This window comes from Bacillus sp. FSL M8-0166 (genome assembly GCF_038008825.1).
In the GTDB taxonomy this organism is placed as follows: Bacteria; Bacillota; Bacilli; order Bacillales; family Bacillaceae; genus Bacillus; species Bacillus safensis.
Genome location: NZ_JBBOZZ010000001.1, coordinates 3,337,875 through 3,363,961 on the forward strand (window position 1 = coordinate 3,337,875; position 26,087 = coordinate 3,363,961).

General features: G+C 42.3%; 28 protein-coding genes. 23 read left to right on the forward strand and 5 right to left on the reverse strand.

The window, feature by feature from the left end; translation table 11 throughout:
* Positions 1-15: 15 nt before the first annotated feature.
* Complete coding sequence (locus tag NSS92_RS17155) at positions 16-246, reverse strand: hypothetical protein (protein ID WP_024427654.1); 231 nt, start codon at positions 244-246, stop codon at positions 16-18.
* 197 nt (positions 247-443) lie between these two features.
* On the opposite strand from NSS92_RS17155, the gene NSS92_RS17160 reads away from it, so the two are divergent.
* The 5 genes from NSS92_RS17160 to NSS92_RS17180 all read left to right on the forward strand — a co-directional run bounded on the left by NSS92_RS17160 (position 444) and on the right by NSS92_RS17180 (position 6,419).
* A complete protein-coding gene (locus NSS92_RS17160; protein WP_267586720.1) occupies positions 444-779 on the forward strand; it encodes a hypothetical protein in 336 nt (111 codons plus the stop codon).
* Between the two features lie 11 nt (positions 780-790).
* Complete coding sequence (locus tag NSS92_RS17165; RefSeq protein WP_340869513.1) at positions 791-1,882, forward strand: DUF4097 family beta strand repeat-containing protein; 1,092 nt, start codon at positions 791-793, stop codon at positions 1,880-1,882.
* Positions 1,883-1,888: 6 nt separating this feature from the next.
* Entirely contained in the window at positions 1,889-2,083 is a 195-nt protein-coding gene (locus NSS92_RS17170) for a PspC domain-containing protein (RefSeq protein ID WP_024423578.1), read from the forward strand.
* Complete coding sequence (locus NSS92_RS17175) at positions 2,084-2,470, forward strand: phage holin family protein (RefSeq protein ID WP_024423577.1); 387 nt, start codon at positions 2,084-2,086, stop codon at positions 2,468-2,470.
* A gap of 94 nt (positions 2,471-2,564) precedes the next feature.
* On the forward strand, positions 2,565-6,419 hold the full coding sequence (locus NSS92_RS17180; protein ID WP_340869516.1) for a metallophosphoesterase: 3,855 nt from the start codon (positions 2,565-2,567) through the stop codon (positions 6,417-6,419).
* Between the two features lie 29 nt (positions 6,420-6,448).
* Here NSS92_RS17180 and NSS92_RS17185 read toward each other — a convergent pair whose 3' ends face one another.
* Genes NSS92_RS17185 through nagA form a run of 3 tightly spaced genes read right to left on the reverse strand, consistent with a single transcriptional unit; the run spans position 6,449 to position 9,108 of the window.
* The gene (locus NSS92_RS17185) at positions 6,449-7,174 is read right to left on the reverse strand and encodes a GntR family transcriptional regulator (protein WP_340869519.1); all 726 of its coding nucleotides are present in this window, start codon (positions 7,172-7,174) and stop codon (positions 6,449-6,451) included.
* An 18-nt stretch (positions 7,175-7,192) separates the two neighbouring features.
* On the reverse strand, positions 7,193-7,918 hold the full coding sequence (nagB, locus tag NSS92_RS17190) for a glucosamine-6-phosphate deaminase (protein WP_340869521.1): 726 nt from the start codon (positions 7,916-7,918) through the stop codon (positions 7,193-7,195).
* Positions 7,918-9,108: an N-acetylglucosamine-6-phosphate deacetylase gene (nagA, locus tag NSS92_RS17195; RefSeq protein WP_340869523.1), complete on the reverse strand. Its 1,191-nt coding sequence runs from the start codon at positions 9,106-9,108 to the stop codon at positions 7,918-7,920. Before nagA ends, nagB begins: the two co-directional genes overlap by 1 nt.
* Positions 9,109-9,285: 177 nt before the next feature.
* Here nagA and hprK point away from each other — a divergent pair, with 177 nt between their 5' ends.
* The 8 genes from hprK (at position 9,286) to NSS92_RS17235 (ending at position 15,037) form a co-directional block, all read left to right on the forward strand.
* The gene (hprK, locus tag NSS92_RS17200) at positions 9,286-10,218 is read left to right on the forward strand and encodes an HPr(Ser) kinase/phosphatase (protein ID WP_024423572.1); all 933 of its coding nucleotides are present in this window, start codon (positions 9,286-9,288) and stop codon (positions 10,216-10,218) included.
* A gap of 11 nt (positions 10,219-10,229) precedes the next feature.
* On the forward strand, positions 10,230-11,054 hold the full coding sequence (gene lgt / locus NSS92_RS17205; RefSeq protein ID WP_340869528.1) for a prolipoprotein diacylglyceryl transferase: 825 nt from the start codon (positions 10,230-10,232) through the stop codon (positions 11,052-11,054).
* A gap of 19 nt (positions 11,055-11,073) precedes the next feature.
* Positions 11,074-12,018, forward strand: coding sequence for a nucleoside recognition domain-containing protein (locus NSS92_RS17210; protein ID WP_340869529.1), 945 nt, complete (start codon positions 11,074-11,076; stop codon positions 12,016-12,018).
* The gene (gene ppaX, locus NSS92_RS17215; RefSeq protein ID WP_024423569.1) at positions 12,015-12,665 is read left to right on the forward strand and encodes a pyrophosphatase PpaX; all 651 of its coding nucleotides are present in this window, start codon (positions 12,015-12,017) and stop codon (positions 12,663-12,665) included. Before NSS92_RS17210 ends, ppaX begins: the two co-directional genes overlap by 4 nt.
* A gap of 1 nt (position 12,666) precedes the next feature.
* Complete coding sequence (locus NSS92_RS17220) at positions 12,667-13,185, forward strand: acyltransferase (protein ID WP_024423568.1); 519 nt, start codon at positions 12,667-12,669, stop codon at positions 13,183-13,185.
* A gap of 69 nt (positions 13,186-13,254) precedes the next feature.
* Positions 13,255-13,683 carry an Rrf2 family transcriptional regulator gene (locus NSS92_RS17225; protein ID WP_024423567.1) on the forward strand — a complete coding sequence of 143 codons (429 nt, stop codon included), beginning with the start codon at positions 13,255-13,257 and terminating at the stop codon, positions 13,681-13,683.
* Positions 13,684-13,770: 87 nt separating this feature from the next.
* A complete protein-coding gene (locus NSS92_RS17230) occupies positions 13,771-14,412 on the forward strand; it encodes an NAD(P)-dependent oxidoreductase (RefSeq protein ID WP_340869532.1) in 642 nt (213 codons plus the stop codon).
* Positions 14,405-15,037, forward strand: coding sequence for a DsbA family protein (locus tag NSS92_RS17235; protein WP_340870065.1), 633 nt, complete (start codon positions 14,405-14,407; stop codon positions 15,035-15,037). The genes NSS92_RS17230 and NSS92_RS17235 overlap by 8 nt, the downstream gene beginning before the upstream one ends.
* Positions 15,038-15,077: 40 nt before the next feature.
* Here NSS92_RS17235 and NSS92_RS17240 read toward each other — a convergent pair whose 3' ends face one another.
* On the reverse strand, positions 15,078-15,872 hold the full coding sequence (locus NSS92_RS17240; protein ID WP_340869534.1) for a C39 family peptidase: 795 nt from the start codon (positions 15,870-15,872) through the stop codon (positions 15,078-15,080).
* A gap of 232 nt (positions 15,873-16,104) precedes the next feature.
* On the opposite strand from NSS92_RS17240, the gene NSS92_RS17245 reads away from it, so the two are divergent.
* From NSS92_RS17245 to NSS92_RS17290, 10 genes are all read left to right on the forward strand, one after another.
* Positions 16,105-17,271 (forward strand): ATP phosphoribosyltransferase regulatory subunit, encoded by a 1,167-nt coding sequence (locus NSS92_RS17245; RefSeq protein WP_340869536.1) that lies wholly within the window; start codon positions 16,105-16,107, stop codon positions 17,269-17,271.
* 1 nt (position 17,272) lies between these two features.
* Positions 17,273-17,920 carry an ATP phosphoribosyltransferase gene (hisG, locus tag NSS92_RS17250; RefSeq protein WP_059376603.1) on the forward strand — a complete coding sequence of 216 codons (648 nt, stop codon included), beginning with the start codon at positions 17,273-17,275 and terminating at the stop codon, positions 17,918-17,920.
* Entirely contained in the window at positions 17,917-19,203 is a 1,287-nt protein-coding gene (gene hisD, locus NSS92_RS17255; protein ID WP_340869540.1) for a histidinol dehydrogenase, read from the forward strand. The genes hisG and hisD overlap by 4 nt, the downstream gene beginning before the upstream one ends.
* Positions 19,203-19,787, forward strand: coding sequence for an imidazoleglycerol-phosphate dehydratase HisB (hisB, locus tag NSS92_RS17260; protein WP_041115604.1), 585 nt, complete (start codon positions 19,203-19,205; stop codon positions 19,785-19,787). The genes hisD and hisB overlap by 1 nt, the downstream gene beginning before the upstream one ends.
* Positions 19,787-20,425 (forward strand): imidazole glycerol phosphate synthase subunit HisH, encoded by a 639-nt coding sequence (hisH, locus tag NSS92_RS17265; protein ID WP_340869544.1) that lies wholly within the window; start codon positions 19,787-19,789, stop codon positions 20,423-20,425. The genes hisB and hisH overlap by 1 nt, the downstream gene beginning before the upstream one ends.
* Positions 20,422-21,159, forward strand: a complete 738-nt coding sequence (gene hisA, locus NSS92_RS17270; protein WP_267586705.1) for a 1-(5-phosphoribosyl)-5-[(5-phosphoribosylamino)methylideneamino]imidazole-4-carboxamide isomerase — start codon at positions 20,422-20,424, stop codon at positions 21,157-21,159. Before hisH ends, hisA begins: the two co-directional genes overlap by 4 nt.
* Positions 21,156-21,914, forward strand: coding sequence for an imidazole glycerol phosphate synthase subunit HisF (gene hisF, locus NSS92_RS17275; protein ID WP_340869548.1), 759 nt, complete (start codon positions 21,156-21,158; stop codon positions 21,912-21,914). The genes hisA and hisF overlap by 4 nt, the downstream gene beginning before the upstream one ends.
* Positions 21,911-22,540: a bifunctional phosphoribosyl-AMP cyclohydrolase/phosphoribosyl-ATP diphosphatase HisIE gene (gene hisIE, locus NSS92_RS17280; RefSeq protein WP_340869550.1), complete on the forward strand. Its 630-nt coding sequence runs from the start codon at positions 21,911-21,913 to the stop codon at positions 22,538-22,540. The genes hisF and hisIE overlap by 4 nt, the downstream gene beginning before the upstream one ends.
* A 130-nt stretch (positions 22,541-22,670) precedes the next feature.
* Positions 22,671-24,131, forward strand: coding sequence for a tetratricopeptide repeat protein (locus NSS92_RS17285; RefSeq protein ID WP_340869551.1), 1,461 nt, complete (start codon positions 22,671-22,673; stop codon positions 24,129-24,131).
* Positions 24,132-24,495: 364 nt separating this feature from the next.
* Positions 24,496-25,884 carry a C40 family peptidase gene (locus NSS92_RS17290; RefSeq protein ID WP_340869554.1) on the forward strand — a complete coding sequence of 463 codons (1,389 nt, stop codon included), beginning with the start codon at positions 24,496-24,498 and terminating at the stop codon, positions 25,882-25,884.
* Positions 25,885-26,087 lie beyond the last annotated feature (203 nt).

The following is a 26,087-nucleotide window of genomic DNA, read 5'->3' on the forward strand; positions in this document are numbered from 1 at the left end:
AGAGGGGTTTTTCTTTTACTGCACATCTTCCTTCGGCATTAAATTACTGAGGTGCGTTAAATCCTTTAAAATATGGGTGCTGCTGCTGTCGAGCAGTACCTTTAAATAACGGATATCACCATACTTTGGATGAGACGGATGAATGGTCTCAAGCTCCTTGATCATATCGCTGTTCATGCTTTTCTGTTTCTGTATAAGGTCTAAAAGCGTTTGAGCCGTATGTTTTGAATTATGATGATCTGTCAAAATAATTACCCCCTATAATGATAATCACCATCTTTTCAACATATTTTAAAGGGTAATCTGTGAAGAATCTACTCTTAGGTGCAAAAAGAAATAATTTGTGTCTAAGGTCATATGTAAATCGAATGATTTTGAAACTTTTTATACGCAATAAACGTATGAGTTAGAAAGGAATTTTCGTTATGAAGGAGCGAATATATATGAATAGAGATCAGTCGATTATTGCTTCTATTTGTTACTTTAGTGTATTTTTTATGCCGTTTATCGTACCGATCGTGGCGTTTTTTGTAGTAGATCAAAAGCAAACGAAGCGGCACGCATTGCGGGCATTATGGTCACATCTTTTGCCGGTCGCAGCGTGCATTCTGTTGATTTTTGGGTCTATCCCATTTTTATTGACGACACAGGCAGGTGACTCGCTCATTCCAGTCATCACGGTGTTCATCTTGTCTTTTTTAGTAGTCATTGGCTTTTTGATCTCTGTCATTTGGAATATCATTCAAGGGATTAAAGTACTTCAATCCATCAAATCTTAGGAGGGCTTTGTATGAATGAAAAAGAACGAATTTTAAAATTAGTAGAAGACGGAGTATTATCAGCAAAAGAAGCAATTACGCTGCTGGAAAAACTAGAAGAAGGTCAGTCAGTCTCATTAGAAAAGTCTGCGGCTGATCACACCTTTCATGAAGAAAAAGCTGGAGCAGAGAGCAAAGGAAACGGCACCGAAAATCTTGGGGCAAAGCTGTTTGGCTGGTTAGACTCTGCGGTGAAAAAGGTAAAAGACGTGGATCTTGATTTGAACTTTGGACAGTCCGTTGATGTTGAGCACATTTTTCAGTTCAAGGACGCATCGCTTTCCCATTTAGATATTCAATTGGCGAACGGCAGCCTCAACGTGATGCCTTGGGACGATCGAGATATTCGAGCAGAGTGTCATGCGAAAATTTACCGTGCAGAGGATGGGGAGCAGGCAAGACAGCAATTTCTCAATCAATTGGACTGCGGGCTTGAGGGAGATAAATTTTTTATTCGAACCGAAAAGAAGACGATGAAAGTCAATGTTACATTATACGTACCGCGTATCCAATACGATAAGATCAAGGTCAAGCTGTTTAATGGACCGATTCGCGGGGAAAAGCTAAAGACAAAAGAACTTGCCGCGAAAACGACAAATGGGGTTGTCTCTTTTGCTTCGTTACAAGCAGAAAAAGTCGGAATTGAAACAGCAAACGGACAAATCAAACTGGCAGATCACGAGTGTGGTATGATTGAAGTAGAAACCATCAATGGGCTCATAGACCTGCGCGGGAAAAGTGAATCAATTGATGCTCAAAGCTTTAATGGAAATATTGCTGTTCAGCTGTCAGATGAAAAGTGCCGTTCCATCTATGCGAAAACGACAACAGGCAGTGTGGACGTTCAGATTCCGCGTGAATGTGCAGTAACCGCTGAGCTGAAAAGCAATCTCGGGTCTATCTCTCACGAATTACTTGATGCAGAGATGATTAAAGAAAAAAATGAAACATTACAAAAAGAGAAAATGATCAAAGCCAATCAACAAGCGGTGCACAGTATATCCATTTTTGCAGAAACAAAAACAGGCTCAATACAAGTAAAGCACCAATCAGACAAGGAGTGATTCTACATGAAGAAGCTTTATCGTTCAGCAACAGATAAAAAAATAGCGGGTGTTGTTGGTGGACTTGCGGAATATTTAAGTGTGGATGCATCCCTGCTTCGCATTTTAACCGTCATCATCGGATTTTTGACAGCATTTATGCCGATCTTCCTGATCTACTTCATCTGGTATTTTGTTGTTCCGGAAGAAGGCACTAAATAAATGCTTAGATGGATCGTCAGTATTTTAGTAAATGCATTACTTTTAATCGTCATTGCGGGATATTTTGATTCGGGCATTCTGCCTGGGCTCGGTAGCGTGTATATTGAAGGGTTTGGCGCAGCCATTGTGGCAAGTATCATTTTGTCCTTGCTCAATATTTTAGTGAAGCCGTTTTTGATCATTTTAACGCTTCCAGTGACCGTCCTTTCACTTGGATTGTTCTTATTTGTCATCAATGCGATTACACTCATGATGACATCGAGCTTTATGGGAGATAGCTTTAACATTGATGGGTTCGGAACGGCCATTTGGATGGCTGTCATTTTATCCATTTTCCATCTGTTGATACAAAAAGGAATTGTAGAGCCGTTAGCGAAAAAAAGCTAACGGTTTTTTTGTGCAAATTTGTATCGTTTCTCCGTTCCATCTGACATAAAAACGACCTTCAGGAGACACAATATCCGAAGGGAGGCGGTGCAAGATGGTGAACGTGAGCAGACAAATCATGCTTTTATGTTTTTTTAACATTCTTTTTTGTTTCAGTCAGCCTGCTTCAGCAGGGCCTTTTCTTCAAACAGAAGTGAATGTACCGGACAAGCCTTTTTCTCCTTTTATCTTTGACCAATTTCATGTGGACGTCCGCCCGGTTCTAGGAAAAAGCCATGATCTACAGTTTCGTGCGTCCATTAGTGACCAAGAACAGATTTTGTCTGCGAACTTGTACTATAAACAAAGTGATGAACTGGGGTACCGCTTGATTCCAATGGAACGGCTGCCAGGAATGAAGCCAGAATTTACAGCGAAAATTCCGCCAGATCAATTATGGAATCCAACCGTTCGTTACTATACAGAGTTCCTTACGCAAAAATCAGTGATCAAAACGGCTGAGAAATCGGTTCATTTGAATGGATTTGAAGAGGATCTTTCGCATATTCCGGACTTATTCATCACAGAAATTGTCGTCAATTCAAAAAACCGAAAAGGCAAAGATGCTTTTGAGTTTATCGAAGTGTATAACACGACACATGCGCCTATCTCTCTTAAACATTATCAGCTCCGCTACCGCAATCCTGCACAGGGCATCGAAATGGATGATGTATATTCCTTTCACACAAATCCAGTCACCATTTCACCTGGAAAACCTTATGTATTCTGGCTGAGAAAGAAAGGGCAGGAGCATTTAACTGCAGCGGACTTTAATGCCATGTACAAAAGCCAATTAAAAGAGGGCGAGCATCTATCCATTATCGAGAGCAAAGGGCTGTCCAACTCTAAATCTCGTCTTGTTTCAATCACAACAAATATAGGTGAAGAGATTTCTTCTGCCGCATTTCGTTTGAAGCCATTATGGTTTAGCGAGCATAAATCCTTGCTGTTTAAGTATCCAATGGATGGTACTACGCAGATGAAGCTGATCTCGAAAATTGAGGAAGAACCCACTCCAGGTAAAGTGCTAAAAGCACAAATTCCATCTGAGAAAAAGGAAATTACTCAAGATATCCATAAACCTGTGATTGAAGATATGACGGTAAGGAAACCGGTGAAACCAACTGAAAGTGTAGAGATTAAAGCAGATGTCCAAGATGATCAGGCCGTGAAAACCGTCAAGCTGCGCTATCGAACGAATCGAAAAGATCCGTTTAAGGAAATACTGCTGCAAAAAGACCATAATGACCGGTTATTTCATCATATTATTTATTCACCTGAGTTGATTGGGAAAGAACAATTGGAATATCAGCTTGAAGCGTCAGACGGCGAAAATGAAGCCGAGACGTTGAAAAAGACGATTGATGTGGAGCAGGTCAGCAAAGCCCACGGTCTCCGATTCAATGTAGAAGAGGGAGATACGGTTTCAGGGTTATTTTCATTAAAGGCAACGTCTGATCAGAAAAAAAACATCGAATTGAGGATAGATGGAAAACGGAATCAGCAAGTATCCTCTGCCCTTGAAGCAGATCCATATATCGCATTCGATGTCAAAGGAACAAATTTATATTTTAAAAATGGTGTGTCTATAGGTAAGCGTTTACTTTCTATTTTTGATGATTCGACAAAAGTGTATCGTACCTATACAATGCCAATACCCGAAGAAGAGATAAAAAAGGCAGGTCTCCAAACGATCTCTTTCCACGCTGGCACCAAGTCTTCTCCGATGGACCGGCTTCCTGGAGAGAATCATGATGATTTTGAATTGAAAAACGTCAGGATGATCTTATCGAATGGAACACAAATTCCGCCAATCAATGCGAAGCCGCAAAAAGAATGGAGAATGGGAGACAGCGGGAACGCAAAAAAGGTTAGAACGTTTCAATTTGAGATTCCACAAGAGGCTTATGTCTCAACCTATATAAAGTGGGACACAAAAAGGCTGAAAGAAGGGCCGCACCTAATTGAGGCCAAAACCCCAGACGAGCATGCTTCAGTACGTGTGAAAGTTGATAACACTGGGCCGAGAATCAAAATCAACGTACAAGCAAAGGATCAATATAAAGGCGCCTTTACATTAAAAGCAAAAGTAACGGATCGTTGGAGTGACATAGAGGAGTTGAAGGCATATGTAGATGGCAAACCAGTTTCTTTGCCATATCAGACCTCCTCTAGTGAATTAAAGCCTGGGAAGCACACGTTTACGATCAAAGCAAAAGACGCTGCTGGGAACATGTCGACGTTGAAAAAAGAGTTCAAGACGGTACATGAGCATCCTGAAACACCAGAACGGGTGGCAGATAAGACGAAAATGAAATCATCAAAGCAAACTGTGCTAACCAAGGATCCAACGAATGATAAGTTAGATTACTCTTTTTATCGTGCCTATCAATATACATCGCTGCATCCTTCAATGAAGATTTTTAAATATGCAGCAGAGACAGAACCGCCAAAGAGTTATCTCCAAAAAGGGGAAATGATTTTTTCTGATCAAGAAAGGAACCGCATTGCATTTGTTGATGGGAAGGCAGTTGAAACGAAGGATTTACAGCGTTTTCCTTATCACCGGTTTCAAATTAAGGTTCATCATGATGTGCGTGAAAAGGATGTCGTCGAAGCTGTATGGAAAGGGAGTTCACTGTCAGGTAGAAAGGTGACAATGTACGCATGGAATCACCAGCAGGAAAAGTGGGATAAAATCACTCATCACTTTGCCAAAGACTCAAAGGAATTTTACCTGAAAGGGCTGCTGTCAGTGAGACAGTACATGAAGAATCAAACGTTTGATTTGCTAGTACAGGATGAAATCAGCAAATCGCAAAAGCCATATAAGATGGTATGGATGTCTGACACTCAATATTATGCAAAGAGCTATCCTCATATCTTTAAACAAATGGTCGAATGGATCAGAGATCAGAGGGAAAAATTAAACATTCAATATGTGTTCCATACAGGCGATATTGTGGATGATTCAAAGGATAAGCAATGGCACCGTGCTGATACATTTATGCGTGTATTAGATGAGAATCACATTCCCTATGGTGTTTTAGCAGGAAATCATGATGTTAGACACAAGGACGGTTTATATGCGGAATACGGGAAATATTTCGGGGAAAAACGCTTTGCTGATAAGCCTTACTATGGTGAATCCTATCGAAACAATAAAGGTCATTATGATCTCATCTCTGACGGCGGCAATGATTATATGATGGTGTACATGGGCTGGGGGATTAAGCAAGATGAAATTGATTGGTTAAACCGTGTAATTTCTGAGCATCCAGATCGTATCGTCATTTTAAATTTCCATGAGTATTTGTTAGTGAGCGGCAACCGAAGCCCGATTGGTGACCTCATCTTCCACCAAGTGGTGAAACGCCATCCTAATATTGTGGCCGTATTTAGCGGTCATTACCATGGAGCAAGCAGGAAAGTAGATGAGCTTGATGATGACCATGATGGAAAAGTAGACAGGAAAGTATATCAAATACTCGCCGATTATCAGTCAGGACCTGAAGGTGGTCAAGGGTTTATGAGGGTGATAACAGCCGATCAAGAAAAAAATCAGCTTCACTTTACGACATACTCTCCTTACTTGAATCAAGAGCATTTTTATGATCCTAAAACGTATGGAGATCAAGATGAATTTTCAATCGATGTGGATTTGACACCGAAAATGAAATCTGTCAAAACCAATTATTTTGAACTCAATGTGTATACGAATGTTCTTCTAGGAGAGGCGCGAGGCATAAAAAGCGGCAAAAAAGCGAGCTTTGAGTGGAAGGGCTTAAAGCCAAATGAAGATTATTATTGGTACACTGTAGCAAAAGATCGTTTTCAAGGAAAAGCCATCTCACCTATATGGAAAATTCATACAAAAGATGATGATGAAACAAAATTTCTTAGGAAATAAAAAACAGTGCTCCGTGTCAGGGGCACTGTTTATCTTTCCATTGTATGAATGAGCTTGTAACGATCCCCTCTATAAACAGAAACGACATACTCAAATGGAATGTCTTGTTGAAAAAAAGTCGTTCTTGTTATTGACAGCACAGGATCGCCTGTTGAAATAGACAGCAAGTTTGCTTCTTCCTTTGACGCAACATTGGCTTCAAGTTCCTGTTTTGCATGGGCAATGACATGGCCAGTGTGAGTTTCTATATATTCATATAAAGAGCCAGTTAAATGTTTCTTTGTTAAATCTCCGGCAAATCTTTCAGGTATATAGCTCGTTTCAATCGCCATCGGTTCATCATTTGCAAGGCGTATCCGTTTGAGCTCAAATACTGCATCGCTATTTGACAGATGTAAGACTGGCAGCAAGTGCTCTGGACATGCGGTTTTTTTGAAGTCAATCAGCTGGCTTGATGCTTTGAGTCCACGCTGGCGCATATCCTCTGAAAAGCTTGTTAAGCCTTGAAGCGGCTGTTCAAATTTTTTTCGGCTAACAAAGGTGCCTTTTCCTTTTTGTCGATACAAATATCCTTCGTTCACAAGATTCGATAAGGCTTGTCTGACAGTCATTCGGCTAATACCAAAGCGTTCGGCATATTCTCTTTCAGAAGGAATGAGTGTATCAGGTGCTAATGTTCCATCCTCAATCTGTTTTTTCAGGTTCTCCATAATCTGATGGTACATCGGAATAGGTGACTGCTTATCAATAAACATGTGAAAATCCTCTCGTTTTTAGCGTAGTGATCCAGCTTCTCGATCAATCAAAACCGTTACATCTTCATGAAGTTTCAGTGCAGATGCTGGGAAGTCTGGATGAATCTCTGCCTGTTCTAAATATTGTATCACTTTCGCTTTTGATTTTCCTGAAGCAAGAAGGAGAATCTTTTTACTTGAAAGAATGCTCGCAATTCCCATCGTGATGGCATGTGTAGGTACCTCATCAATAGAAGAAAAGTATCTTGCATTGGCCTGTCTTGTGTTTTCATCTAACTGCACGACATGAGTCTTTGAGTTGAAAGGTGTACCTGGTTCGTTAAAACCGATATGTCCATTTTGACCGATTCCAAGGAGCTGAAGATCGATACCGCCCACATTCTCAATGAGCTGGTCATATCTTAAGCATTCCTTTTCTAAATGAGCTGCATTGCCATTTGGAAGAAAATACTGATCGTGAGGGAGATCAATATGATCAAATAAATGACGTTTCATGTAGGTCATATAACTATTTTCGTGTTCTGGATCAAGTCCTGCATATTCATCTAAATTGATTGTTTTTGTTTGCTTGAAAGACAATTGACGCGCTTGATGAAGTTGAATTAACTCTTTGTAAGTATCAATCGGTGTACCGCCCGTTGCTAGGCCGAGTACGGCATCGGGTTTAGCAGCTATTGTCCTTGCAATAATGGCAGCTGCTTCTTTTCCTAATTGATCTTTGCTTTCAAATTCGATGATGTTCATTAGTGGTTGGCCTCCTTTTTTACAAAGACGATTTGTCCACGGCAGATCGTCATCATCAGTTCACCAGATTCATCCCAAATCACCAAATCTGCTAGTTTTCCAACTTCGATCGAACCTAGCTGTTGGTCAAGTCCCAGCTGAGCGGCCGCATTGGTTGAGGTCATCTTCGCAATTTCTGTCCACTCACAATCGGTGAGCTGTTTCATTCGTTTGACGCCATCTTTCATTAACAAAATCGATCCTGCAAGTGTACCATTGTCCAGCAATGCTTTTTCGCCGCTGACTGTGACCGTCTGACCGCCAAATTCGTACGTTCCATTCCCGAGTCCTTTTGCACGCATCGAGTCTGTGATCATGATTAAACGATCACTTCCTTTCGCCAAATACGCAAGCTTGATGGAAAGAGGATGGGAGTGAATCCCATCTGTGATCAGCTCGGTATGAAGGTTCTCATTCGTAAGTGCAGCACCTACAGCGTTCGGTTCACGGTGCTGAAATGAACTCAGTGCATTATAAAGATGCGTTACATGGCGTGCACCATGCTTAGCTGCTAAATTCATCATGTCATGATGGGCATTCGTATGTCCAATAGAAGGGATAATGTTCTTTTCCTGTAATAGGGAAAGAAATGCAAAATCTGTGTCTTCCTCAGGCGCAAACGTGACAATTCGAATGAGCTGATCAGAAGCATCCAGCCATTTTTTAAAAAGCGGGATGTCCGGCTGTTTAATCCATTGAACAGGCTGTGCCCCTGCCTTATTTTTAGAAATAAATGGACCTTCGAGATGGATTCCTATACATTGTGCCTGACTTCCTGCTTGTGCTTCATTACTTTGTTTCCACTGAGCGACATTTTTAAGTGCTTGCTCAATCTCATGATGGTTTTGTGTGATGGTTGTCGCTAAAAAACTTGTCGTTCCTTCTGACGGTAGGTTGTCAGCGAGTGTATTCATCGCTTCTGCCGTCGCATCCATCATGTCTGCACCATAGCCTCCATGGATGTGAATATCAATCATTCCGGGGAGTAAATAAAAGTTTTCCCGGGAAATATATACTTTTTCATAATTTCCTGTCGGTGGTGATGTTGAAATATAGTCAATCTTGCCATCGCGTAAACCGACAAAACCGTTTTCAATGATCTTTGTCTTTGTCACAATATGAATATTGGAGAGCAATAAAGAACCGCTCATGTTTGAGCCCCCTTATTCGTTATCTTTGCTTTAAGTTTACTCTTTTTAAGTATAGTTGTCTATACCAGTTAGAGCGGTGAAACAGGAACAGGATAAAATACTGTTTTGGGTTCATCATTGAAAGTGATAAAATAGAGCTGTATTTCTGAATCGCCTGTGATAAAAGGAGGAAGAAGCGTGCCGAAAGTTCGTACGAAGGACATAATGGAACAATTTCATCTTGAACTGGTAAGTGGGGAAGAAGGGATTAATCGTCCCATTACAATCAGTGATCTTTCCAGACCAGGTATTGAAATGGCTGGTTATTTTACATATTACCCAAAAGAAAGAGTTCAACTTTTAGGGAAAACAGAGCTTTCTTTTTTTGAGCAGCTCCCAGAACGCGAGCGAAAGCAGAGAATGATGTCTCTTTGTACAGATATTACCCCTGCAATTATTTTGTCACGAGATCGTGATGTCCCGAAGGAATTAATTGAAGCATCAAATGAAAATGGCGTGCCCGTTTTACGATCTAGCCTAAAAACGACAAGACTTTCGAGTCGATTGACCAACTTTTTAGAAAGTAAACTTGCACCAACGACTGCTATTCATGGTGTGCTCGTAGATGTATATGGTGTAGGTGTATTATTAATTGGGAAAAGCGGAGTAGGAAAAAGTGAAACAGCCTTAGAATTAGTGAAGAGGGGACATCGGCTGGTCGCAGACGATTGCGTGGAAATCCGTCAAGAGGATCAGGATACGTTAGTCGGGAGCGCACCAGAGCTGATTGAACATCTTTTAGAAATCCGCGGGTTAGGCATTATTAATGTGATGACCTTATTTGGAGCAGGCGCTGTCAGAAGCTATAAGAGAATTACGATTGTGATGAACCTTGAGCTTTGGGAACAAGGCAAACAGTATGATCGTTTAGGACTTGAAGAAGAGAAAATGCGAATCATCGATACAGATGTACCGAAGCTGACGATCCCTGTACGGCCAGGTCGAAACTTAGCTGTCATCATTGAGGTGGCTGCGATGAACTTCAGACTGAAACGTATGGGACATAATGCAGCGGAACAATTTACAAGTAAACTTGCCGATGTCATTGAAGACAATGGGCAGGATGAATAGGAGTTGACTATATGAACGAAGCAATTCAGCCAATTGATCCGATCGCTTTTCAGCTTGGACCTATTTCGGTTCATTGGTATGGTGTGATTATTGGGGTCGGGGCCTTGCTTGGACTCTGGCTCGCACTGAGAGAATGTGAAAAAAGAGGAATCAATAAAGATATGTTTATTGACTTAATCTTATTTGCCATTCCAATAGCGATTATTTGTGCACGAATTTATTATGTATCCTTCGAATGGGATTACTATCAGCAGCACCCAAACGAAATCATTAAAATTTGGAATGGTGGAATTGCGATTCACGGCGGGCTGATCGGTGCCGTGCTGACAGCCATCGTTTTTACAAAAGTGAGAAAGGTATCCTTTTGGAAAATAGCTGACGTCGCAGCACCTAGTATTTTACTAGCGCAGGCAATTGGGCGCTGGGGGAACTTTATTAACCAAGAAGCGCATGGTGAGGCAGTTTCAAGAGCCTTTTTAGAAAATTTGCATCTGCCTGAGTTTATCATTAATCAAATGTATATTGATGGGACCTATTATCAACCGACGTTCTTATACGAATCGTTATGGAATCTTGCCGGTGTTGTCATATTGATTTTACTACGCAGAACATCGCTAAGAAGAGGCGAAATCTTCTTGTCTTATTTAATTTGGTATTCAATCGGCCGTTTCTTCATTGAAGGGATGAGAACAGACAGCTTAATGCTGACAGAGCATCTTCGAATCGCACAGATGATTTCGATTGCGATATTCGTAGTGGCTGTACTACTGATTTTCTTTAGAAGAATGAAAGGATACGCATCGATTCCGTATAAAGAGAACAACTCATCGAATTAAGCAGGGGGGATCAGAAGAGATGGGAGAGACATGGAAAAACGGCTTGAAAGCAGGGCTATCGACAACTTGGACACTTGGCAAAGTCATCTTTCCAGTTACCATTCTCGTCAGTATCTTACAGCATACGCCTGTAATGGCTTGGATCATACAATTCATTCGGCCATTTATGGGGGTGTTTGGTCTTTCGGGAGAAGCGGCTATTCCGCTTGTATTAGGAAATATGCTGAACTTGTATGCGGGGATTGCAGCCATTTTGACATTAGAGCTTCCTGTGAAGGAAGTGTTTATTTTGGCAGTGATGCTGTCCTTTTGCCATAACCTGATCATCGAATCGACAGTGGCAGCAAAGGTTGGACTGAGAGTATCTGTGATTTTGTTGGTCAGAATCAGTCTTGCTGTTATTTCGGCTATTGTCATTCATCTCGTTTGGCAGGGAGGCGAGGAGCCGGCGCAATATGGACTGCTGACGGCAGCTCAGGCGGCTGATGTGCCTTCTAGCTGGTACATGATCGTCCTTCTTGCTTTACAAAAAGCTGTACTCGGTGTGCTCCAGCTCGCCTGTATCGTCATCCCTCTCATGATCATCATTCAATTCATGAGAGATTTAGGGTGGCTTCATACGCTGTCTAAGTGGCTGTCACCTTTTACTAGAATGCTTGGAATGAAAGAGAATACGTCTATGACGATGGTGGCTGGATTAACGATTGGTCTGGCGTACGGAGCCGGCGTGATGATGAAGGCAGTGGAAGAGGACGGTGTGAGTAAAAAGGACTTAACTCTTGCCTTTATTTTCCTCGTTGCCTGCCATGCGGTGGTCGAGGATACGCTGATTTTTATTCCACTTGGTATTCCAGTATGGCCGCTTCTTGTCATACGCCTGATTTCTGCAATTTTATTGACAGCTGCTATTAGCTATATTTGGCGGAAACGGGAACTTGCAGCTGTTAGAAAGGAAGTTATATGAACGAATCGACGATCAACACAGTGCTATTTGATTTAGATGGCACATTAATCAATACAAATGAATTAATTATTGCTTCATTTCAGCATACGCTGGATCATTATTACCCTGGTCAGTACAGCCGTGAGGATATTCTTCATTTCATTGGCCCGTCCTTGTTTGATACATTCTCTGCGATGGACCCTGATTTGACGGATGATATGATTCAGATGTACCGCACGTTTAATCATAAACAGCATGATCTGCTTGTGACTGAATATGAGACCGTTATAGACACATTGAAAGTCCTGCAGGATCGAGGATTTAAGCTTGGTATTGTCACAACGAAGATAAGGGATACGGTTTTAATGGGATTGAAGCTGACCGGTTTGGAGCCGTTCTTCGAGGTCATTGTGACGCTCGATGATGTACAAAATGAAAAGCCGCATCCGGAGCCTGTTCAACTGGCATTATCAAAGCTTGGCAGTGATCCGCATGAAGCGGTGATGGTCGGTGATAATTATCACGACATTTTGTCTGGTCAAGCGGCAGGGACAAAAACGGCAGGTGTTGCTTGGTCTATTAAGGGAGAAGAGGCCCTTTTAAAGCATCGCCCTGATTTCATGCTGAAGAAAATGAGTGATCTCCTGGCGATTGTTGGAGCTGATTAAGTTGAGAAAAACAGATCGTTATCCTGTAAAAGGGGTCAATTCGCTACGACAAGTCTATCGGACAGTTCCCTTTTTCAAAGTGGTGAAAAACTTCATTTTTATTCAAATGGCAAGGTACACGCCTTTTATGGGAATGAAAAATTGGATATACCGAACCTTTCTTCGTATGAAGGTTGGCGAGGATACGGCGTTTGCCTTAATGGTGATGGTTGATCTTATGTTTCCTGAGAAAATCACTGTCGGTCGAAATAGTGTGATCGGCTATAACACGACCATCTTGTCCCATGAGTATTTGATTAAAGAGTACAGACTTGGGGAAGTCTATATTGGTGATGAAGTCTTAATTGGAGCTAATTCAACTATTTTACCTGGTGTGACCATTGGGGATGGAGCGATCGTATCGGCTGGTACACTTGTTCATAAGGATGTGCCAGCAGGCTCATTTGTTGGAGGAAATCCAATGCGCATGATTTATACGAAAGAAGAAATGGAAGCACGTCAATCTACGTCTGCTGAGTAGCTCGGCAGACTTTTTTGTTGACAATGCGACATGGTGTAACTATAATGATTACAACAGAGGTGAGAAAACATGAAAATCAGCAGCAGATTTACTGTCGCTGTCCATATTCTGGCCTTGCTATCACTTGAAAAAGGATCATTACAGACATCGGAGGATATCGCGGGAAGTGTGAATACAAACCCAGTGGTCATCCGCCGCATTATGAGTAAATTAAAAAAGGCAGGCCTAATCTCAACGAGTCTTGGCAAAGGTGGTTCTCAGCTGAACCGCAGTGAAGACGACATCACACTGCTCGATGTGTATAAAGCGGTTGAAGTCGTGGATGAGGGAGAATTGTTTCAAATTCATGAAAGCCCAAATCCTGACTGTCCGATCGGTGCAAATATTCAAGCGGTGCTTGAATTAATTTTATGCCGCGCTCAAAGTGCGATGGAGCAAGTACTTGCTGAGATCAAATTAAGTGAACTAACGCATGTGCTAATCAAAAAAATTGGATGATCTATTCAATTTTTTTTACCTCTGTTGTAACCGTATTAGTTACACCTTTCTTTATCAACATAAAACCATATTGCAGGAGGATTTAACATGAAAATTGGAATTATTGGCGCAACAGGTAAAGCAGGACAAGAAATTTTGAAAGAGGCTCAATCAAGAGGACATGAAGTAACGGCAATCGTCCGTGATGCACAAAAGGTGACAGATTCATCACTAGCTGTACTTGAGAAGGATGTGTTTCACTTGCAAGCAGAAGACATCAAAGGCTTTGATGTGATTGTAAATGCATTTGGCGCACCTGCTGGAAGGGAGCATCTTCACGTAGAAGCTGGGAAAAAGCTGATCGATATTTTAAAAGAGGCACCTGAGACTCGTTTGATCGTTGTAGGCGGAGCAGGAAGTCTATTTGTAGATGAGGCGAAAACAACAAGACTAGTGGACACACCAGAGTTTCCAAAAGAGTATGCTGCTACGGCTTCACAGCAAGGAGAAAACCTAAAAGATCTTCAACAGACAGAGGGATTAAAATGGACCTTCCTCAGCCCAGCTGCATTCTTTCATCCAGCTGGCAAACGTACAGGTTCTTACGTAAAAGGGAAAGATCATCTGATTGTCAATTCTAAAGGTGACAGCTATGTAAGCTATGCTGACTACGCCATTGCGCTGGTTGATGAAGTGGAGCAGGCAGCCCATGTTGGAGAACGTTTTACCGTTGTATCTGAAGCTGAATAAGCAAGAATTGTCTTTCATCTATGTGTGGGATGCGTATTGTGGCTGGTGTTATGGATTTTCAAACAGTATCCGGACTTTGCATGAAAATCATCCGGAGATATCACTAACACTTGTGTCGGGCGGTTTATTTGTGGGGGAAAGAAGTCTTCCAATAAAGGATTATCCACACATTTCAGAAGCAAATCAGCGTATTAGTCAGCTGACTGGTGTCGAGTTTGGTGAACGTTATCAGGAGCTTTTAGCAAACGGAACGTTTCTTTTAAACTCTGAGGCTGCGGCTATTGGTTTTTCTGCATTAAGATCCATCGCACCTGAGCGCGCATTGTACTTGGCTTCATCGATGCAAAAGGCTTTTTATCAAGACGGAAAAAGCTTGAGTGATGAAGAAGCGTATCGGGAGATCGCTTTGGCGCATCATCTTGATCCTGACGCAGTCATTGAACGCATGAAAACAAAAGAAGCGATGAATGATGCGTATGCCGACTTTGCGAAGGTTCATCAACTTCATGTGAACGGCTATCCTACACTTTTATTAAAAAGAGGGGATGAATACTTCAGCCTGGGTGGAGGTGCGATGACAGCTGAAAAGCTTGAAGCCCGCCTGAAGGAATTACTAGAAAAATAAATCATTAAAAACAACCTCTATCTGCATAGAGGTTGTTTTTTTACGCTTTTATGATAATCGCCTGACTGCCCATCTGTTCCCAAGAATCTTCAAACCGATCACGGTCGACTTTCTGATTCTTTTCTCCGTATGGATTATTCAAGTAGACATGCTCCTTGTCATAGCCTGTGATGACCACGCTATGCACATTAAAGCTTACATCTATTTTGCCATTTGGTGTATTCCAAGTTTCGATGTTATCTGTTTTGTCAAAGGTGGATGTCGTAATCACCCAGACAGGATAGCCCTTTTCAAGTGATTGATAGATGGCCTTTTTAACAGGCTTTCCGGTTAAGTCGACAACTTGATCGCCCGCATATTTTTTCGCAAGCTGATAAATCGGTTCATGGTAAACACCAAGACCCGGTCCTTTCTCCATATTGCCTACAAATCCGTCATGAGGGTCTCCTTTTAAGCCATTTTCATAAGTGAGCGGAACACGTTTTACTTCATTTGCCAATTCGTTTTTCGTTACATGCTCATAGCCGCTGTAATGAAGCAGCATCGCTAAGCTCGTGACTTCGCATCCGTTATAAAGCCTTGGTGCATCCATTTGATTGTAGAGGATGACGTCCATGGCTTTTTTGCTTCCTTTTAATGATTGATGTGTGGTTTCTGCTTTTTTCGTTGAACGAGTTTCTTCAGCCGCAAGTGCCGTATCGTTTTCTTTTTCTTTTGCTGCTTCTTGCGGCGAAGCTGTTTTCTTGACTTGGTCGATTTGTGAAACGTATATAAAGCCGAAATAAACAAGACATGCGCACAACAAAGTTAAGATTAATGTCTGGATGAACTTCACTGTAATCTCCTGTGTTATTGAATATTTTTAAGTATTATAGCACGTTCTTTCACTGAACATGCAGAAAAGGCACAGGTGTCACTTGAATGTAATAATTACAGAATATGTTGATGAAAATAGGGAGAAATAAAAATGATTGATTTAATCACTTTATTTTGTTAGCATATTATCATATTAGCGAACTAAAGGATTCGGAATTTTTCGTTTTAATGTGTTGGAGGTGCGGAAGAACATGTTTATGTTTGAGAAACCATATGGTATGCGGGATTCATTACCTGGATTGTATGAGACGAAGAAAAAAGTGAGACATTCCTTAACAGAGGTCATGACTGGTTGGGGTTTCCGTTTGATGGAGACACCAACGCTTGAATTTTACGATACAGTCGGTGTTCAATCGGCGATTACTGATACACAGCTTTTTAAACTGCTTGATCAAAACGGGCAAACCCTTGTACTAAGACCTGATATGACGGGTCCGATTGCAAGAGTGGCGGCTTCCAAGCTTCACCAGCAGGCGTATCCGCTTCGTGTTGGGTATGCAGCGAGTGTGTTCCGTGCCCAGGAAAGAGAAGGCGGAAGACCGTCAGAATTTGAGCAGGTCGGAATTGAATTGATTGGTGATGGTTCGATTAGTGCAGATGCTGAAGTCATCGCGCTTGCCGTATTTGCCTTGAAAAATGCCGGGCTTCAATCCTTCAAAATCGCGATCGGGCATGTCGCTTTAGCAGAGACGTTATTTGTCGATGTACTCGGAAATACAGAGCGTGCAAACGTCCTTCGCCGCTTCTTATATGAAAAGAATTATGTAGGATACCGTCAGCATGTGAAACAATTACCGCTTTCCTCCATCGATAAAACCAGGCTGTTACAGCTTTTAGAGTTAAGAGGCGGCCAAGAGGTCATAGAGCGGGCAGAGGAAATCGTCGTTTCACAAGAAGGAAAAGAGGTGCTTGCACAGTTAAAGTCGCTTTGGGAGACACTTGAAGATTACGGCTGTACAGAATATATCCGTTTAGATTTAAGCATGGTGAGTCATATGAGCTATTATACGGGTATTTTGTTTGAAGTATTTGCAGATGATGTTGGGTCGGTCATCGGAAGCGGCGGTAGATATGATCAATTGCTTGCTCATTTTGATGCACCTGCACCAGCTACAGGGTTCGGACTTCGACTAGACCGTCTTCTTGAAGCGCTCGATGCAAAAGAAATCGTTGAGCCGCAGGAGGCTGTGATTTTTAGCAAAGAACAAAGACTGGAAGCTTTTGCTTTTGCAGAAAAGGAGCGGTCAAAAGGGAAAAAGATCGTCCTGCAAGACTTAGCGGGGATTGAAAATATTGACGCGATGACCAAGGCATTTGAGCAGGTGACTTATTTTATCGGGGCTAGAAAGGAAGAGTAAAATGGGTAAAGTGTTGACGATGGCGATGCCAAAGGGCCGGATATTTGAAGAAGCAGCAGGGCTGTTAAGACAGGCGGGGTACCAGCTGCCGGAGGAATTCGAGGATTCAAGAAAATTAATCATTGATGTACCAGAAGAAAACCTCCGCTTTATTTTAGCTAAGCCAATGGATGTGACCACCTACGTAGAGCACGGCGTGGCGGATGTTGGCATTGCAGGGAAGGATGTCATGCTCGAAGAAGCTCGTGATGTGTACGAAGTGCTCGATTTAAACATCAGTAAATGTCATTTAGCTGTTGCTGGATTGCCGGGAGCGAGCTGGGGTGGTGTCGCGCCGCGTGTGGCGACAAAGTACCCAAATGTCGCATCATCCTATTTTAGAGAGCAAGGGGAACAGGTGGAGATCATTAAGCTGAATGGTTCCATTGAATTAGCACCGCTCATTGGGCTTGCCGATCGCATTGTGGACATTGTCTCCACAGGTCAAACACTAAAGGAAAATGGCCTTGTGGAAACGGAGCATATTTGTGATATCACGTCACGTTTTATTGTCAATCCTGTGAGCTATAGGATGAAGGATACGGTGATCGATGAAATGGCGCAGCGTCTTGCAAGAATCATTGAAGGAGAAGGGGAGGAATCATCATGAACATCACCTGCATACAAGAAGGTGAGACAGATACTCTCTCACTCAAACGGTCTTTAGATACAGGAACAGAAGAGCAGCGTCAGGCTGTTCAGCGCATTATACAAGAAGTGAGAACAAATGGTGATGAAGCTGTACGGTCTTTTACAAAGCAATTTGACGGGGTATTGATTGAAGATCCACTTGTCACAGAAGATGAAATGGCAAAAGCCTGCGACCGCTTGGACAAAGAGATGGTTCAAATTATTCAAACGGCAATAAAGCATATTCGCACATACCACGAGCGCCAGCTGACGTCCTCTTGGTTTTATCACCAAAAGGACGGCTCAATGCTTGGACAAAAGGTAACACCGCTTGATGCGGTAGGTGTGTATGTCCCCGGCGGCACAGCTGCCTATCCATCATCTGTATTAATGAATGTGATTCCTGCGCTAGTCGCTGGCGTTGAACGAATCGTTCTTGTGACACCTCCTGGGAAAGATGGCCGTCTCTCTGACGCTGTACTGGCTGCTGCGAAGGAGCTTGGTATTTCTGAGATGTATAAAATGGGCGGAGCACAGGCGGTTGCGGCACTTGCCTATGGAACGGACAGCATCAAGCCTGTTGATAAAATCACAGGTCCAGGGAACATTTATGTCGCGCTGGCAAAGCGGGAAGTATTTGGTCAGGTAGATATTGATATGATTGCAGGCCCAAGTGAAATTGCAGTTCTAGCAGACGAAACAGCAGTCGCGCATGAGGTAGCGGCGGATTTACTTTCGCAGGCAGAGCATGATGCGCTCGCATCTAGTATTTTGGTGACACCGTCTAAGACACTTGCTGAAAGCGTGCAGGCTGAAGTGCGAAAGCAGCTGGATACTTTGCCGAGAAAATCAATCGCAGCAAAATCCATACAAGATCATGGCCGTATTTACGTGACAGAATCAATCGATCGTGCAGTAGACGTCGTCAATCAATTAGCACCTGAGCACTTAGAGGTGCTGACAGCATATCCAGAATCACTTCTTGGTCAAATCAAGCATGCTGGGGCGATTTTCTTAGGACGCTATAGTCCAGAGCCGGTGGGCGATTATTTTGCAGGACCGAACCATGTGCTGCCAACAAACGGAACAGCTCGATTCTCCAGCCCGCTTGGTGTGACTGATTTTCAAAAGAAAACGAGCATTATTTCATATAGTCAAGAGGCATTTGAAACACACAGGGAAAGCATTGCGGCTTTTGCCAGATTAGAAGGGCTTGAAGCACATGCAAGGTCGATTGAAGCGAGAAAGCGGGAGGAATCGTAATGAGACAGGCGAAAACATCGAGAAAAACAAATGAAACGAACATTTCATTAGCGCTAGAAATTGATGGAGAAGGAAAAGCGGATATTCAAACAGATGTCCCTTTTATGACGCACATGCTTGATTTATTTACGAAGCATGGACACTTTAATTTGACTGTCGATGCGAAAGGAGATACGGATGTTGATGATCACCACACAACAGAAGATATCGGCATTGTACTTGGGCAAATGTTTAAGGAAGCGTTAGGCGATAAAAAGGGAATTAAGCGGTATGGATCAAGCTTTGTTCCGATGGATGAAACACTTGCCCAGGTCGTGGTCGATTTAAGTAATCGTCCTCATTTGGAAATGAGAGCGGCCTTTCCGAGTCAAAAGGTTGGTACCTTTGATACAGAGCTAGTACATGAGTTTCTGTGGAAATTTGCACTTGAAGCCCGGATCAATCTTCATGTCATTGTTCACTACGGAACCAATACACATCATATAATTGAAGCCATTTTTAAAGCGATGGCACGTGCCTTAGATGAAGCAACAACCATTGATCCACGAGTGAAAGGGATACCGTCAACAAAGGGGATGCTCTAATGATCGGAGTCATTGATTACGGAATGGGAAATTTGTTCAGCGTATCAAAAGCACTGGAACGAGCAGGTGCCCGCTATATCGTCTCCTCTGATGTGGAGGAGCTGAAAAAAGCAGATGCTTATATTTTGCCCGGAGTAGGTTCGTTTCGTGATGCAATGCAGCTGTTAAAACAGACAGGACTTGAGGCGTTTATCCATCAAGTCGTAGAGGAAGGAAAGCTGTTATTCGGCATTTGTCTTGGCATGCAGCTGTTATTTGAAGAAAGCGAAGAGGCAGGACACACAAAAGGATTGGGGCTGTTAAAAGGGCGTGTCGTTCTTTTAAAGGATCGTGATCAGGACGGGCAAAGGCTGAAGGTACCTCATATGGGGTGGAATGAGCTCACATTTCATCAGCCCTCCCCATTGTTTGACGGTGTACCAGAAGGATTTGCGTACTTTGTTCACTCTTATTATGTGAGTGATATGAATACAGATGAGCAATTAGCAAGCGCGGACTATGGTGTTCAAGTACCAGCTGTTGTTGGCAAGGGAAATGTGCTTGGTGCACAGTTTCACCCTGAAAAAAGCAGTACAACAGGAATGGCGCTGCTCAAACAATTTATTCAATTAGCAAACGAACAGAGGGTGAGCAAATGAGTGAGTTTACATTATATCCAGCGATTGATATGAGAAATGGCAAATGTGTACGTCTTGTGCAAGGAGATTATGATCAAGAAACCATTTATGGAGATTCACCGCTCGACATGGCCGCGCAATTTGTAAAAGAAGGAGCAAAATGGATTCATCTTGTCGATCTAGATGGTGCAAAAGAAGGAAAACGTGTCAATCATGAGCATGTGCTGGCGATTGCTTCCTCCTTAGATGTGAAGGTGCAAATCGGCGGCGGTATTCGGACAGAAGAAGATGTTGCCTTTTATTTAAAGAGCGGCGTAGATAGAGTGATTCTCGGCAGCTCAGCTGTATCTAACCCAGCCTTTGTGAAAAAAATGCTGGCGCAATATGGAGAGAAAATAGCGATTGGGATTGATGCGCGAAATGGCTTTGTATCGACTGAAGGGTGGCTTGAAACGTCTAAAGTGAAGGCGGAGGAACTCGGCAGGGAATTGGCAAAGGAAGGCGCAGAGGTCTTTATTTTTACCGATATTCAAATGGATGGAATGCTGTCTGGTCCAAATGTGGAAAGCACGGTTCGCTTAGCAGAAGCAACCGGCAAACAAGTGATTGCTTCAGGTGGTGTCAGCGCAGTAGCTGATCTTCAAAAGCTGTCAGCGCAAAAACAGTCTGGTGTGTCTGGTGCAATCGTTGGAAAAGCACTTTACACAAAGCAGTTTACTTTAACAGAAGCGTTTGAAGGGCTTGACCGCATATGATGACAAAACGAATCATCCCATGTCTTGATGTGAAGGAAGGGCGTGTTGTCAAAGGGGTGCAATTCCTAGGCTTAAAGGATGCTGGTGATCCGGTCGAATTAGCGCAGATCTATGATGAGGAAGGGGCGGATGAACTCGTCTTTCTTGATATTTCTGCTTCTCATGAAGGCCGGAAAACGATGGTGGATGTGGTCAAACAAGTCGCGTCCACTCTTGCCATACCATTTACGGTGGGAGGCGGGATTAACCATCTTGATGACATGAAGCGTATATTAAGAGCGGGTGCAGACAAAGTATCTGTCAACACAGCAGCTGTGTTAAGACCGGAACTGATTTCAGAAGGTGCTGACTTTTTTGGTTCCCAGTGTATCGTTGTCGCAATTGATGCAAAATACGATGAAGAGCAAAAAGCATATATGGTCTATACACACGGAGGGCGCCGTCAAACAGATTTAGAGGTCAGCGACTGGGCGAAGGAAGCTGTGCAGAGAGGTGCAGGAGAGATTTTGCTGACAAGTATGGATGCCGATGGTGAAAAGACAGGCTTTGATCATCAATTGACAAAGCTTGTATCAGAGGCAGTCACTGTGCCAGTTATCGCTTCTGGCGGCGCTGGCAATGCCCAGCATATGCTGGAGGCATTTACAAAAGGAGAAGCTGATGCAGCATTAGCAGCTTCTATTTTCCATTATAAAGAAACCTTCATTCATGAGGTGAAGACATATTTGAGAGAACACGGGGTGAAGGTCAGATGAAACAGGCAAATGAATTAACTTTTAATGAAGCAGGCCTGATTCCTGCAATTGTACAGGATGCTCAAAGTAAGGAAGTATTGACGCTTGCGTATATGAACCAAGAATCCTATGAAAAAACGCTGGAGACCGGTGAAACATGGTTTTATAGCCGGTCGAGAAACGAGCTTTGGCACAAAGGCGCCACCTCTGGACATACCCAGCAAGTGACTTCTATTCGATATGACTGTGACAAGGATGCTTTGCTTGTCCTTGTCGCGCCAAGCGGCCCAGCCTGCCATACTGGCAGCTATAGCTGTTTTTCGGAAGAAGGCGTGAAGCGCCAAAGCGAAGAGCAGGATCGTTTTGCAATTTTAAATGAACTTGAACAGGTTATTGCAAAGCGTCAGGCGGAAATGCCAGAAGGTGCTTATACAACCTATCTATTTGAAAAAGGGGTCGATAAAATCCTGAAAAAGGTAGGGGAAGAAGCGTCTGAGGTGATCATTGCAGCAAAAAACCGGGATCAAGAAGAATTGAAATGGGAAACTGCTGACCTCCTCTATCATCTTCTTGTATTATTACGTGAACAGCAATTGCCGCTTGATGATGTATTAAAGGTATTAAAAAAGCGTCATCAAGGTGAATGAAAAGCCGGGGATAACCCTGGCTTTTTCATTTTAAATGAAAAACAAATCCTTCCTTTCCTTTTGTTCTATGTGACGACTAGTGAAGTATGTTATACTACACACGGTACACTGTTCGAAATGGAGGGTATCGGTGAGTAAATACACTTCTCAAAATAATCACACACAAGTCGTCCAGCTATTTCAAGATGGGCATTACTTTTTTCATAAAGGTCTTAAAGCATATAGAGAAAGAAATTTGTCTAGGGCAAGTAAGCTGATACAGCGGGCCATCGTACTTGAGCCTGAAAATGTAGAAATGCTGTCACAGCTTGCCATTATTTATACTGAAATGGGTCATTACCAGCAATCAAACGAACTGCTTGATTTCATCCTTGAACACATCGATGAAAACATGTCTGAGTGCCACTATTTTAAAGCCAATAATTATGCCAATCTCGGACTGTTTCATGAGGCATATAAATCAGCTACTGCTTATGCCGCACTGGAAGAGAACGGGGAATTTGCGGATGAAAATGACGACCTCCTTGACCTGCTCGATATGAGCGGCGAAGAGGACGAAGATTTTCCTTATGATCAGGATGACCTGATTGTGAAGCAGGATCAAGCAAACCATTTGCTAGAAAGCGGCAGACTCGATGAAGCCATTGAGATGCTGGAACAGATGATTGTTGAGTATCCAGAATTTTGGTCAGCGTATAATAATCTCGCTTTGGCCTATTTTTATTCTGGCCGAATCCATCAGGCGAAAGAAATGTTGAACCGGGTCCTTCATGAAAATCCCGGTAATCTGCATGCCCTTTGCAATCAGCTTGTCTTCTACCATTATGAAAAAGAAGAAGAGAAGGTCAACATGTTAGCGAAGCAATTAACGCACGTGTATCCAATACTAAGTGAACAGCGTTATAAGCTTGGCGCAACATTTGCCCTTGTGGGAGAATTTGAATGGGCCTTTAAATGGCTTTATTCTTTGTACAAAACAGGTTTTCAGGGAGATAGTACATTTTTATACTGGCTGGCAAGCGCAGCCTATCATACAGGCCACAAAACGCTCGCCCAAACGGTTTGGGATAAGATGGTCGAAGAAGATATCGACGCAGATGAAATCAAGCCGTGGCAGGATAAACCTGAGGAGACTGAGACAATGGTCTCGATTGAGGAACGGCTGACTGCGTATTATGTCAGTAAACAAAAAGGGGAACGTGACGTTCTGCAGTCTGTCCTTGATGCACGCGCAGCGAAAACGGCCTTTGAACAGCAATTTATAGAACTGCTTTTGTATGAAGATGAAATGAAAGAAAAGTCTTTTTCAGAAGATGCCGTTTTTGCAAAACAGGCGGCATCCAGTTTGGAGGAAGCGGTTCAGCCTGACAGCCATATGCCTTATTTTTGGTTATTCCATATTATTCAGCAGGCACGTGCTTCTGGTATTGATAAGAAAAATGCGCCTGCCTGGGCAGCCGCATCTTATTATTTATGGATGAATGAACAAGAAGAATCAGCTGTCAGCAAAAAAGACGTTGCGTCCGCTTTTCAGATCAGTGTTCAAACACTGTCAAAATACGAACGAGAGATCTGTACGTTAATCGATTAAATAGGTAAATAGATTCAGAACATCCCAGCATGGCCGAAAAGGTCATGCTTTTTTCTTGGATAAAAAGGTGGGATTTGCAAGGAATTGGCGAAGTATGACAATCACGACATGTTTTTGAAACATAAATGTAATAAAAATATTAGCTCATTTTGTCGATGTCTCATGTATAATGAAAATCGTGGATTAAAACAAAGATAGATATTTAAATATTTTACTATACATAATGAAACACCTAGTGATAGAAACAATCTGGTCAACATCTGACTGAACAATCAGGAAGAAAGACATAGAGAGCACAGATTGATCGCAGAGAATTTGCTGCTTTCTAATGTCGCTTGGGAAATTGTCAAAGGAGGAACTATTCGTGAAAAAGTTTATTACTTTCGGTTTAGCTTCGGTGATCGGAGCGAGCGGTTTATTTATTCCATTTACGCATGAAGCAAACGCACAGAACTTTGAACAAAAGAAACAAGAACTAGACAGCAAGCAATCTGAGGTAAACAAGAACCTTCAAAAGAAAAAAGAAGAGCTTTCAAAGCTTGAAGCAAAACAAGAGGCACTTGCACAAAAGCTTAAAGATATTGACGAGAAAGCTTTAAAAACAAGTGATCAAATCGAAGAAAAACAAAAAGAAAATGAAAAAACAAAAAAAGAAATCAAAGCACTGAAAAAAGAAATTGCTGATACAGAAAAACGTATTGAAGAAAGAAACGAGTTCTTGAAAAAGCGTGTACGTGCCATTCAAGAGAGCGGCGGTTCTACGAAATACATAGATGTATTACTAGGAGCAAAAAGCTTTAGCGATTTCATCAGCCGTGCAGGTGCAGTATCTACACTGATCAATGCAGACAGTGAAATCATTAAAGAGCAGGAAAAAGACAAAGCTGAGCTTCAAAAGTCTGAAAACGAATTAAACACAAAGCTTGAAAATGTGCAAAACACACTTGCAAAGCTTGAAACGCTTCAATCAGACTTGAATAAACAGCTTGATGAAAAAGACAAGCTGTTCAAGCAAGTGAAAAAGCAAAAAGGAAGTGCTTTTTCTGAAATCAGCGAGTTAAACAGTGAGGCTAACAGCATTGCATCTGAAAAAGACGCAACAGTAGCTGCACAAAAACAAGCTGAAAAAGAAGCAAGAGAAGCAGCTCAAAAAGCAAAAGAAGAAAAAGCACAAAGACAACAGCAGCAGCGTCAAGCTAGTGTCCAAGCGGAAGACAACAGCTCAAATAACGATAGCAGTCCGTCTTCAAGTAACAGTGGATCATCTAATGACAACAACAATAACACCAACAGCAGTTCACCAAGCAAAAAGCCATCTTCTGGCGGCGGATCACCTGTCAGCAGTAACGTTGGCGGAATCGAAGGTGCGATCAGCACAGGTTCTACTATTGTTGGACAATCACCGTATAAATGGGGCGGCGGCAGATCACAAGCCGATATTGACGCACGTCGTTTTGACTGTTCTTCATTCGTTCGCTGGGCATTCGCATCAGCAGGCATCAACCTTGGACCAGTTGGTGGTACAACAACAGATACGCTTGTAGGTAAAGGAAGAGCTGTAAGTGCATCTGACATGAAACGCGGAGACCTTGTGTTCTTTGATACGTATAAAGTAAATGGACACGTTGGTATTTACTTAGGAAACGGTTCATTCTTGAACGATAACAGCTCTCGCGGTGTTTCAGTTGACTCAATGAACAACGTATACTGGAAAAAAGCATTCAATGGTGTTGTAAGAAGAGTTGTTGAATAAATCATTACTTTTTATATAACCGTAAACAAGCTTCCTTAAACAGCAGTTTAAGGAAGCTTTTTCTTTTTTTGAAGATATGAGCAAATGATTCGCTTATTGCCCGCAGATTTAATAGGATATGGGTAAGGAATAAAAGCTAAGAGTGGAAATGATGCTCTCTGTCATGAATGGAAGCATCACCCAAGGGCATTCTAATAAGAAAT

Excerpts from the sequence above, each read along its gene's own strand:
- NSS92_RS17160 (WP_267586720.1), top strand. The coding sequence starts at position 444 with ATGAATAGAGATCAGTCGATTATTGCTTCTATTTGTTACTTTAGTGTA.
- NSS92_RS17165 (WP_340869513.1), top strand. The coding sequence starts at position 791 with ATGAATGAAAAAGAACGAATTTTAAAATTAGTAGAAGACGGAGTATTA.
- NSS92_RS17170 (WP_024423578.1), top strand. The coding sequence starts at position 1,889 with ATGAAGAAGCTTTATCGTTCAGCAACAGATAAAAAAATAGCGGGTGTT.
- NSS92_RS17175 (WP_024423577.1), top strand. The coding sequence starts at position 2,084 with ATGCTTAGATGGATCGTCAGTATTTTAGTAAATGCATTACTTTTAATC.
- NSS92_RS17180 (WP_340869516.1), top strand. The coding sequence starts at position 2,565 with ATGGTGAACGTGAGCAGACAAATCATGCTTTTATGTTTTTTTAACATT.
- NSS92_RS17185 (WP_340869519.1), bottom strand. The coding sequence starts at position 7,174 with ATGTTTATTGATAAGCAGTCACCTATTCCGATGTACCATCAGATTATG.
- nagB (WP_340869521.1), bottom strand. The coding sequence starts at position 7,918 with ATGAACATCATCGAATTTGAAAGCAAAGATCAATTAGGAAAAGAAGCA.
- nagA (WP_340869523.1), bottom strand. The coding sequence starts at position 9,108 with ATGAGCGGTTCTTTATTGCTCTCCAATATTCATATTGTGACAAAGACA.
- lgt (WP_340869528.1), top strand. The coding sequence starts at position 10,230 with ATGAACGAAGCAATTCAGCCAATTGATCCGATCGCTTTTCAGCTTGGA.
- NSS92_RS17210 (WP_340869529.1), top strand. The coding sequence starts at position 11,074 with ATGGGAGAGACATGGAAAAACGGCTTGAAAGCAGGGCTATCGACAACT.
- ppaX (WP_024423569.1), top strand. The coding sequence starts at position 12,015 with ATGAACGAATCGACGATCAACACAGTGCTATTTGATTTAGATGGCACA.
- NSS92_RS17225 (WP_024423567.1), top strand. The coding sequence starts at position 13,255 with ATGAAAATCAGCAGCAGATTTACTGTCGCTGTCCATATTCTGGCCTTG.
- NSS92_RS17230 (WP_340869532.1), top strand. The coding sequence starts at position 13,771 with ATGAAAATTGGAATTATTGGCGCAACAGGTAAAGCAGGACAAGAAATT.
- NSS92_RS17245 (WP_340869536.1), top strand. The coding sequence starts at position 16,105 with ATGTTTATGTTTGAGAAACCATATGGTATGCGGGATTCATTACCTGGA.
- hisG (WP_059376603.1), top strand. The coding sequence starts at position 17,273 with ATGGGTAAAGTGTTGACGATGGCGATGCCAAAGGGCCGGATATTTGAA.
- hisD (WP_340869540.1), top strand. The coding sequence starts at position 17,917 with ATGAACATCACCTGCATACAAGAAGGTGAGACAGATACTCTCTCACTC.
- hisB (WP_041115604.1), top strand. The coding sequence starts at position 19,203 with ATGAGACAGGCGAAAACATCGAGAAAAACAAATGAAACGAACATTTCA.
- hisH (WP_340869544.1), top strand. The coding sequence starts at position 19,787 with ATGATCGGAGTCATTGATTACGGAATGGGAAATTTGTTCAGCGTATCA.
- hisA (WP_267586705.1), top strand. The coding sequence starts at position 20,422 with ATGAGTGAGTTTACATTATATCCAGCGATTGATATGAGAAATGGCAAA.
- hisF (WP_340869548.1), top strand. The coding sequence starts at position 21,156 with ATGATGACAAAACGAATCATCCCATGTCTTGATGTGAAGGAAGGGCGT.
- hisIE (WP_340869550.1), top strand. The coding sequence starts at position 21,911 with ATGAAACAGGCAAATGAATTAACTTTTAATGAAGCAGGCCTGATTCCT.